The organism is Photobacterium sp. MCCC 1A19761, assembly GCF_037389125.1.
GTDB lineage: Bacteria > Pseudomonadota > Gammaproteobacteria > Enterobacterales > Vibrionaceae > Photobacterium.
Genome location: NZ_JAZGTF010000035.1, coordinates 21,021 through 31,290, shown reverse-complemented (window position 1 = coordinate 31,290; position 10,270 = coordinate 21,021). Strand labels below are relative to the sequence as shown.

7 protein-coding genes are annotated in these 10,270 nt (G+C 56.3%); 3 read left to right on the top strand and 4 right to left on the bottom strand.

Annotated elements, in window-relative coordinates; all coding sequences use genetic code 11:
• The coding region (locus VV869_RS21550) for a hypothetical protein (RefSeq protein ID WP_337737005.1) at positions 1 to 223 on the top strand (223 nt) is incomplete at its 5' end.
• 295 nt (positions 224 to 518) lie between these two features.
• Here the strand turns inward: VV869_RS21550 and VV869_RS21545 are convergent.
• On the bottom strand, positions 519 to 3,419 hold the full coding sequence (locus VV869_RS21545; protein ID WP_337737003.1) for an AMP-binding protein: 2,901 nt from the start codon (positions 3,417 to 3,419) through the stop codon (positions 519 to 521).
• A 179-nt stretch (positions 3,420 to 3,598) separates the two neighbouring features.
• Complete coding sequence (locus VV869_RS21540) at positions 3,599 to 4,843, bottom strand: response regulator (protein WP_337737002.1); 1,245 nt, start codon at positions 4,841 to 4,843, stop codon at positions 3,599 to 3,601.
• Between the two features lie 909 nt (positions 4,844 to 5,752).
• Here VV869_RS21540 and VV869_RS21535 point away from each other — a divergent pair.
• Positions 5,753 to 6,658 (top strand): LysR substrate-binding domain-containing protein, encoded by a 906-nt coding sequence (locus tag VV869_RS21535; RefSeq protein ID WP_337737001.1) that lies wholly within the window; start codon positions 5,753 to 5,755, stop codon positions 6,656 to 6,658.
• Between the two features lie 165 nt (positions 6,659 to 6,823).
• On the opposite strand, the gene aspA is transcribed toward VV869_RS21535, so the two are convergent.
• Positions 6,824 to 8,254: an aspartate ammonia-lyase gene (gene aspA / locus VV869_RS21530; protein WP_337737000.1), complete on the bottom strand. Its 1,431-nt coding sequence runs from the start codon at positions 8,252 to 8,254 to the stop codon at positions 6,824 to 6,826.
• An 87-nt stretch (positions 8,255 to 8,341) separates the two neighbouring features.
• Between aspA and VV869_RS21525 the strand changes: the two genes are divergently transcribed.
• Complete coding sequence (locus VV869_RS21525) at positions 8,342 to 8,521, top strand: hypothetical protein (protein WP_337736999.1); 180 nt, start codon at positions 8,342 to 8,344, stop codon at positions 8,519 to 8,521.
• 207 nt (positions 8,522 to 8,728) lie between these two features.
• Here the strand turns inward: VV869_RS21525 and VV869_RS21520 are convergent, their stop codons facing one another.
• The gene (locus tag VV869_RS21520; protein WP_337736998.1) at positions 8,729 to 10,042 is read right to left on the bottom strand and encodes a dicarboxylate/amino acid:cation symporter; all 1,314 of its coding nucleotides are present in this window, start codon (positions 10,040 to 10,042) and stop codon (positions 8,729 to 8,731) included.
• Positions 10,043 to 10,270 lie beyond the last annotated feature (228 nt).

Sequence of the window (10,270 nt, the reverse complement as noted above, 5' to 3'; positions counted from 1 at the left end):
GGGGGGGGGGGATTGTGATCGGGGTGCCGGGCTCGCCTGTCTCGAACCCGGCGGCGATCAGGTTTTTTCAATCCGTGAAATGGTCCAGCGGGTGTTGCACTGGTTGCAGCTCAGTTGGGCCTCGGTGAGGCTTTTCCCCGTCTGCTGCGTGTTATCCGACTGGCAGGCCGGGCAATGGGTGCGACTCGGTGGACAGTTGAGATTCATACAGTGGTTGCTGTGATCGGCCGATTTGAGCATGGGTTGCTTACAATCAGGACATAGCATTTTCACTCTCCTTGAATAGTTATCTACTTCACGCTTGATGGTATACCGAGGCTCGGTGGCATCGCGGTGGCATCAATGCGTCTCTATAGACTCGGGATTTGCGTTATTTCTGCATTGATCTTGGTCATTTTTGCCGCGATTTTCGCGTTTGGCATATCGTTGACGTGTTGGGCTAAAGCCGGAGAATACGGGGGTAGAGTGTTACTAATGGGTTGAATTTATTCAATTTTATGAGACTTTATTCGACGGGTTTAACGGGAGTCGGGATCCGGGCGGGACGGATGGTTTTTGGGGCTATGGGCCAGATCCGGCTCGCCGCAATGACGCAGGATCTCGGCCCGGGCCTGGTCGCGCAGTTGCACGGCGGCCTGCCAGTCCGTCCCGTTCGGGGGGATGAGCGGACTGAATTGCAGGTGGATTGGCCCCCGGCGCGGGAACAGGGATTTATCCCGCAATTTTGAGCGGGTGCCGCAGAGCGTGACCGGCAGGATCGGTAATCCGGCTTTGGCCGCGGCAAGAAACGCCCCCATATGAAATTCATGCAGCCCGGCCATTCTGTAGAGGGTGCCTTCCGGGAAGACCACCAGCGGTTGCTGCTCGGTTGCGCTGTCGGCGATACGGCCGGCATCCACGAGCCCCTGCTCGACGTCAAAGCGCTCGACGAACTCGGTGCCGAGCCGGGAGAGAAAAATCCGGGTCAGCGGGTTGTTGCGCAGCTCAGCTTTGGCGACAAAGCGGCAGGGTTGCGGACAGGCCGCGATAAACGCCAGGCCGTCGAGATAACTGGCGTGGTTGGCAACGATGACGCAGGGTGTGCCGGGGCCGGGCAAGTGTTCCCGGCCATCAAGGGTCAGGCGTGTGCCACTGAGTCGCAGCAGGGCTCTGGCCCCGAAACGGGTCACGGCCCAGGCGCTTTTCGGGTTGGGCAGGAGGGCAACCGTTGTCCAGACCATGGGGGCCAGCACGGCCAGCAGTCCCCAGAGGTAACTGGCATAGGCAATATCGGTACTGATCCGCCAGGCACGGCGGAGCTGGGGCAGCATCGACGCTCGGATTAAGCGCAGTGCCTGTTGCCAGACGGCCCGTTGCGACTCGTGAAGGCGTTGGGTTTCATACAGGGATTTGCAGGCGGCCCGGCGGAGTTTGCCGCTGGAGGTTTTGGGGATGGTATGCGGCGGGCAGATCACCACATCATCGGCCGGGCTGCCGAGTAAATCCATTGCCAGGGTGTTGATTTGCTGTCGGAGCGACTCGGTCTGCGCCGGGGCATGCTGACGGGATTCTGCCAGGATCACCAGCTTCTCGGTGCCGCTCTGGGGATCGTGGCTGGCAAAGGCAGCAGCGCAGCCTTTGCGAATGTTCGGCAGCCGGCACACGGCTTCTTCCAGCTCATGGGGATAGATATTTCGTCCGGCGCGGATAATGATGTCTTTGCTGCGCCCGGTCAGAAACAGCTCGCCACCGATGGTAAAGGCGCGATCGCCGGTGGTCAGCCAGTCGCCGTGATACAGGGCTTGGGTTTTGTCCGGATCGCGGTAATAGCCCTGGGTGGCAGACGGCCCTTTGAATTCCAGCTCGCCTTCTTCCCGATCCGGCAGCTCGCGGCCCAGCGCGTCGATGATCCGGATCTGATGGCCGGGCAGCGGGTAGCCCAGCCCGACCACCTGGATCGCAGTCGGATCATCGGGCGCGGCGGGCTCGGCTCGCCCGAGTCGGGTCATGGGATCACGCTTGATCCGCTCGATACGCGGGGTTCGGGACAGGGACGGAAACGTCAGGCCAACCGAAGATTCCGCCAGGCCGTACACTGGTGACATGGTTTGCGGGCGAAAACCGTAAGGCGCGAAGCGTTCGGTGAAACGCCGCATGGTCGCCGGGCTGACCGGCTCCGCGCCGTTCCAGGCCAGCCGCCAGTGGCTGAGATCCAGCCCGGCCAGCGCGCTGTCGTCGATTTTGTTGAGGCACAGCTCGTAGGCAAAGTTGGGGGCGGCCGACAGGGTGGCCCGATGGCGGTGGATCGCCCACAGCCACCGTTGCGGACGGGACAGAAACAGCAAGGGGGACATGATCACCAGCGGGATCGCGTGATACAGGCTGCCCAGCCAGGCACCGATTAATCCCATATCGTGATAGACCGGTAACCAGCTGACAAACACGTCATCGGAGCTGGCCTGGACCACGCGACCCATGGCACGGATATTGGCCAGCAGATTGGCATGGGTCAGGGTCACCCCTTTGGGCAGCCCGGTACTGCCGGAGGTATATTGCAAAAAAGCGACGTCATCCGTTCGGGCATCGCCGATATCGGCGCCTTTCGCTGCGCTCTGACGAAGATCGGTATGAGTGACGACGGCCTGAATGCTGGGCACCTGGAGCCGCAGCAGCTGTGACAGCGGTTTGGCTTCGGGCACCGTGATCATCAGTTTGGCCCGCGCATTGTTCAAGATCGCGGCATGGCGCTTGAGGTGATCTTCGATTTGGCTGAGCCGGGCCGGAGGATAGATCGGCACCGGGATCGCCCGGGCATAGAGAATCCCGAAAAAGCTGTAAAAGTAATCTTCACAGGTCGGCAGCATGATGGCGACGCAATCCCCCGGGGCGATCTCCCGCGCTTGCAGGGCCCTGGCCACGTGACGGGCCCGTTGCCGGAGCTGCTGGTAGCTGATTTCGACAATCTGGTCGGCATCCTGGTAGACATACAGTTGCGGCCGGTCCGGGTGTTGGTCGACGTGCCAGTCCAGCATGGCTTGCAGGGTGGCAGCCCGGTGGGGCAGTGAGGCGACATGGCCCAGCTCGAACGGCTGGGTGAGGCGGGAGGAATCCTGCACCGCTCCGGCGTCCTGCGGCGCTGCGTGCTGAATGGTGCGCAGCAGGTCGGCGGGAGTTTCGATCTCGGCGATGGCCTGGGTCGGCAGGTTGACGGCAAATTGCTGCTCACTGCGCTGGATCAGCTCGGCCCGCGTCAGGCTGTCAAATCCCAGCTCTTGGTCCAGTTGGGTCTTCAGCGTCAGCTCATCGTCCATCAGGGGTTGCTGGCGCATTTCCTCAGCCAGCGTGCGGATCAGCAACAGCACGTCGCGGGCCTGAACGGGGCCTGATGCCGATGTTGGCTTTGGAGAGCGGGGCTGCTGCGGGCCGGGGACCTCTGCCATCTCTTGCCTCTTCTACTGACCCCTATGGGGAAGCTTCCAACGGGGTATCCGTGGACGACGGGTTAGTTTGAAGTGTAGCTAATGACGTGGAAATCGCTGTTTCGGGCGGTGGAACAGGGGCAAATTTGCCTCGAACCGGCAGGGGGAACTGCCGGCAGGCGTTGACGGGAGCACCGCGATCAGAGGCTGGGCACCGCTTGCGGGTGTTCGAGGACGATGCGGTTGCGCCCGCTGGATTTGGCCTGATACAGGCAGTGGTCGGCGCGGCGGATCAACTCATGGATATTGGCCTCGGCATTGACCATGCCCAGGCTGACGGAGTAGCGCACGGTATGGCCCATTAGCTCCAGCTCGGCATCGGCGACATCCTCCATTAAAGCGGCCAGGCGGCGCTCGAAGATTTGCGGTGAATTGCCGAACAGCAGACAAAACTCCTCGCCCCCGAAGCGGGCGACCAGGGCGTCAGAGAAGAAGCGCTTCAGGCGTTGGGCCAGGTCAATCAGCACCATATCCCCGATATGGTGACCGAAGCTGTCATTGATGGCTTTGAAGTGATCAATATCCAGCAGGGCCAGGCAGCGCGGTCCCTGATGATGGCGCACCAGGGCGTGCTCGAAGAAATAACGCCGGTTCCAGCTCTGGGTCAGATAATCCTGGTTGGCCAACCGGTACAGGCGGCGCTCAGAGTCTAGGATGTCCAGAGTGCTGTGCAAACGGCAGTAGAATTCTTCCTGGTTGAAGGGTTTCTTGAGATAGTCGTTTGCACCGGCTTTCAGGAACTTGGCGGTCAGGGCAGGTTCGTCGCTGGCTGACAGGCCGATGGCGGCCAGTTGTCCGGTGCGGTAGGTTTTGCGCAGTTCCTTGATCAAACTGACACCGTCGCGCTCGGGCATGGCATAGTCGGTGATCACCAGGCTGATATCCGGTTCTTGCTGGATCATGGCCAGCGCCTGCTCGCCGTTGGCCGCTTCAACCACCGTCAGGTATTGGCGCTCCAGCAGGCTGCGCAGATAGCGACGGGCGGTGGCTGAATCATCTACGACCAGAACTTTGTGTAGTTTGTTATTCTCCAGACGGTGCAGGATTGGAATGATGGAGGAAATACAGGCCGGGCTGTCTTTGGGAATGTAGTCGATGACCGTTTTGGCCAGCACTTTTTCCCGGGTCATTTCATCCATCAGGGCGGTGAGAACAATGACCTTGATATTGACGGACAGGCAAAGATCGATGATTTCGCCATCCTGGCCGTCCGGCAGGCAATAGTCGAGAATGGCACACAAAAAGTCAGTTCCCTCATCCAGCACTTTTTCTGCTTCCGCTATACTTTCTGTCAGGACGGGGGTAAAACCAGCCTTTCTGAGCTCCAGTTCGATAATACGTCGAAAGGCCCGGCTGTCTTCCACGACTAATACTTTCTGTTCCATTAACTACAACCTTAAGTGCGTAGCGAAGCGATGACGCTGAATAAGGGGCTTATTATGGTGGATTTTGATAATAGTTACAATTATTCACCGGATTGGGAGCAACTTGGCATCGGATCGTGAAAAATAAATTGCACTACATGAAAAATTGATATTTTATCCCGGGGTTGGCTTTCTGGTGACTGAAACGGTTGAAAACTAAATTATTCGCATTCGTTAAATATAATTTACCTGTTTGTAATCAATGAGATGGTTTTGTTTTCCGTGTTTTTGTCTGTGTTAAAAATAAATAATCCAGTGCCATCATAGTTAATGATTATTTTATAAATATAGCCAGAAGCGATTATTTCCAAAAAATCATAAGTTTTGTTTTCATATTTGAAATCTGGCTGGAAATGGCGGCCCGGATTTCTATTTAACAGGCGCGAAATGATCCCGAAACGATCCTGAAATGGGTCTGTGCTGCATTCTTGATTTGAGTCGCTGATAGAGTGATTAGTTTGAGTGGTTGGTTGTGTGACGGGTGAGCCGTATTGACTTGCGTCACCGGCGCGCGTAACTGATTCGCATCGCTGGCTTACTCGACCTAAAAAGAGCGGCAAAACGCCGAATCAATTCCGCTGTGTTGCGTTGCCGTGCGATGTGAAAAATCGGCGCTCAGCCCCGGTGGACTTTTACCAAAACTTCACCGGGGACAATTGCCTTGCCGATGCCTTGGCGCGATAATGCGAACCGGCTTCATTGCGGATTTGGCGGCGCTGTCGGGGATCATCAATGAAGCTTTTTTATTTTTAAACGTGAACACGGTCCGGCCCGTTATGGCCACCCGTAGCGCAGGTTGATGCCGGATCGGAAGCATCGCCTGCTTGACTTGAGATCGTCATTGATTCGATTGGCTGATGTAGAACCATAATGAATAACATCGAAACGAAATGGTTGAAGGATTTCCTGATCCTGGCTGAACTGAAGAACTTTTCCCAGGCCGCGGCAGTGCGGAATGTGACCCAGCCGGCCTTCAGCCGCCGGATTAAATCGCTGGAGACTGAACTCGGGCTGGAGTTGATTGATCGCAGCAAAACGCCGATCGCCTTGACCCTGAGCGGCAAGCAGTTCAAGACCACCGCGCAGTCGATCCTGCAACAGCTGGATGAGGAAGTTAGCCGTCTGGCCGGCAGCTCGTTCCATGGTCGGCACAGTGTGCGGATCAGTGCGGCCCACTCCATGGCCATCAGTATCTTGCCTAAATTGCACAGTTGCTTGTTTAATCCGGCGCTCAATGCCCAGCTTTCCGTGGTGGCCAACGAAGTGGACGAGGCCGTGGAGCTGCTGATCGACGGCAAGTGTGATTTCCTGTTTTCTTTCTATGAAGATCGGCTGCAAGTCGCCCCTTATCGCTCGATATACCTGGGGCGTAGCTATCTGTACTGCGTCTCGGCAGTGGATGCGCAGGGAGAGCCGCTGTTTGACCTTGAGCATAACGATACGGTGCCGAGCCTGGACTACACGGCGGAAAGTTATATGGGCCGGGCGCTGCACCGGGCCAACCGGAAATTGACGCCCAATACGGTGTGCACTTCATCAATGACCGATTTCATCAAGGCGTTGGTGATGCAGGGCAAGGGGATCAGCTGGCTGCCGGATTATGCGATTAAAGATGAGCTGGCTGCCGGAAAGCTGCAAATTCTGACGGCCCGAGAGCCGGTGCCGCTGGACTTGTATGTTTACCGTTACCACTCCCGGTTGCATGCCTCCTGTGAGGCCATCTGGCAGTCGCTGAGCAAGATGAGTCCGATTGATGGTCTGACGAACGGGCTGTAAAGCATGGGGAGTGGCTGAACCGGACCGAGCCGACAAATGATGTCGCGCCCACGTTTGACTCGTTATTTTCTGCGATTGGTATAATGCAAAGGGCTGGATCATCCAGCCCTTTGTTGTTTGGGGTGTCGCCCTGCCAAGGGCGACGCGAGACGCCTTTGTACAACCTTAGTTATACAGCTTGGCTTTGTATTGCGGACGCATCAGGTTCTGGGTCGAGAAGATTTCGTTCAGCTCTTCTTCGCCCAGCAGGCCGCGCTCCATGGCGACTTCCTTCACGCTGCGACCGGTTTCAGCACAAATCTTCCCGACGATGTCGCCTTCATGGTGACCGATGTACGGGTTCAGATAGGTGACAATCCCGATCGAGTTGAAGACGAAGTTTTCGCAGATCTCGCGGTTCACCGTGATCCCGGAGATACATTTGTCCGCCAGATTGACACAGGCATTGCCCAGTAGCTCAATGGATTCGAAAATCGCCTGACCAATCACCGGCTCCATCACGTTCAGCTGTAGCTGACCGGCTTCTGCCGCGAAAGTGACGGTGGTGTCATTCCCGATCACTTTAAAGCACACCTGGTTGACCACTTCCGGGATCACCGGGTTGACTTTAGCCGGCATGATGGAAGAGCCCGCCTGCATTTCCGGTAGGTTGATTTCGTTCAGACCCGCACGCGGACCAGAAGATAGCAGACGCAGGTCGTTACAAACTTTCGACAGTTTCACGGCCAGACGCTTCAGCGCAGCGTGAACGGTGACATAGGCGCCACAGTCAGAGGTCGCTTCAATCAGGTCTTCAGAAGGCACGCAGTCCAAGCCGGTTACTTCTGCCAGATATTTCACGGCCAGTTCCTGGTAGCCTGCCGGCGCATTCAGGCCGGTCCCGATCGCGGTTGCGCCCAGGTTCACTTCCAGCAGCAGGGCCGCGGCGTATTTCAGGTTCTTGATTTCTTCTTTCAGCAGCACGCTGAATGCGTGGAATTCCTGACCGACAGTCATTGGCACAGCATCCTGCAACTGGGTACGACCCATTTTCAGCACGTCGCTGAACTCGTCGCTCTTGGCATCGAAGGCCGCCTGCAGGTGCTCAATGGAGCCGATCATCTTGATGATGCTGTTGTAAACCGCAACACGGAAACCGGTTGGGTAGGCACAGTTGGTCGACTGGCTCTTGTTCACATGATCGTTCGGGTTGATGATGTGGTATTCGCCTTTCTCGTGACCTTTCAGCTCCAGTGCAACGTTGGCAATGACCTCGTTGGCATTCATGTTCACCGAGGTGCCTGCACCGCCCTGGTAGACATCAGAGATGAACTGATCCATGCATTTTCCGGTGTCCAGGATCAAGTCACATGCCTGGATAATGTACTGGCCGACTTCAGAGGGGATCGCCCCCAGTTCCATGTTGGCTTTGGCAGCGGCTTTTTTGGTGTAGACCATACCGCGAACAAACTCAGGAACATCAGAAATACGCACGGCAGAGATGTTGAAGTTCTCAAATGCGCGCAGGGAATGAATGCCGTAGTAGGCAGAAGCCGGAATTTCACGCTGGCCCAGCAGATCTTCTTCAATCCGTACCTGTTTGGCAGTATCGTGCATGGCGGTCACCTTAGACTCGTAGTAGAAAAGACCGGAATACAATGTTCTTTTTGCAAATCAAAGTGAAATGCCTAAAAGTAAGCAACAATGCAATTAATGCATAGCCTGACCAATTGCAAAAAGTATCATTTTATAGTTGTGTTGCCCGTTTTTCTCCCGATGGGATTATTTTGCATTTTTGCTGCGGAATTATTCATAACTGCATGGAAAAAAGCCAAAAAATCCGATTGGGCTGGTGAAGGCGGCACTGGTGCTGCTCTTTATTGAGGGCGGAAATCTTATGATTTTGTGAACTCACGCTACTTGTGACAGAAACGTGTAAAAATTGTCGGTTTTTTTGAAGGGAAAGCGGCGGGCATGATCGGTTGGGTGGGAAAAACAACAAGGCCAGCCGGATGGGCTGGCCTTGATCAGAGCGCGCCGGATTCGGCGCCCCTGAATGAACAGGCAGATTGCCTGCGATGCCGTGAAGGCTTACGCCGTTTCCTGACGGGCGGTCACGATCCCGTCGTTGGTGCTGGCGGTGCTGTGCCCCTCTTTACTGTTGTACACGTCGGTATCCAGCTCGCCTTCGCTGCGGCCAACCAGAATCGCAACCATCAGGTCGCCACACACGTTCACGCTGGTCCGTGCCATATCCAGAATCCGGTCGATCCCGGCAATGATCGCCAGGCCTTCCATCGGCAGGCCAACCGTGGTCAGTACCAACGACAGCATGATCAGGCCAGCACCCGGTACACCGGCGGTGCCGATGGAAGCCAGGGTCGCGGTCATCACAATGGTGATGTAATCAGCAAAAGACAGGTCAATGCCGAAAGCCTGGGCCACGAACAGTGCCGCAACCCCCTGATACAGGGCAGTGCCGTCCATGTTGATGGTGGCGCCCAGCGGCAGGACGAAGCTCGACACGCCTTTCGACACGCCCATCTCTTCGCGGGCGCACTTAATCGTCGCTGGCAGCGTACCGGAGCTGCTGGTGGTGGTGAAGGCAACAGCTGCCGGGGTCACCATGCCTTTGATGTAAGGCATCGGGCTGAGGCGGCCGATGAATTTAATCACTACAGAATAGAAGCCGAGCACGTGCAGTACACTGCCGAGGTAGGCAACGCCAATCACTTTGAACAGCGGCAGCAGAATCTCCAGACCGTATTTGCCGGCGACCCAGGCCATCAGGCCGAAGATACCGTACGGTGCCAGCTTCATCACCAGCTCGGTCAGTTTGTACATGGCTTCTGCCAGGCTCTCAAATACCTGAACCGCAGGCTTGCCTTTTTCACCGCACAGATTCAGGGCCACACCCAGACCCAGCGCGAAGACGATGATTTGCAGAATGTTACCGGCGGCCATGGCACTGATAGGGTTGTTCGGGATCAAATTGAGCAGTGTCTGAACCAGAGTCGGCGCGTCTTTCGCGTCCCCGGCAGCAGCGGAAGCGGTCATCGCCAGACCGGCACCGGGTTGCAGCAGGTGGGACAGGCCCAAACCGATGCTGATCGCAACGGCCGTAGTCGACAGGTAGATAATGACGGCTTTCACCCCGATACGGCCCATTTTACGGGTATCCTGCATGGAGGTGACGCCAACCACCAGAGAGCAGAAGACCAACGGGACGATCAGCATTTTGATCGCATTGATAAACAGGGTGCCGATTGGCTTGAGCATTTCTGCATCCGGGCCGAGCACACTCCCCGCGATAACCCCCAGGATCATCCCGATCAGGATTTTCTTCCATAAGGCGAGACCGCCCCAAAACCCTTTCGGGGTTGGTTGTTCAATCGCTTGTTCCATGTTTTTTCCTTTTCCATTGACAGAAATCGGGCGGTCGCCCGTTTCTGTTTCACTGTTATGGTTCACACGTCAGGATGGGCGTTTGCCCACTCTGTCAGAATCAGGAATACAGCAAGGATGATGCCACTCTGTTAATAAAGTGTATCTGTTTGTTTTAAATAGATAAAAATGCATTTATCAGAAGAAGGGGTGTAACAAAGGGGTATAACCAAAGGAATGGGTAAAGGC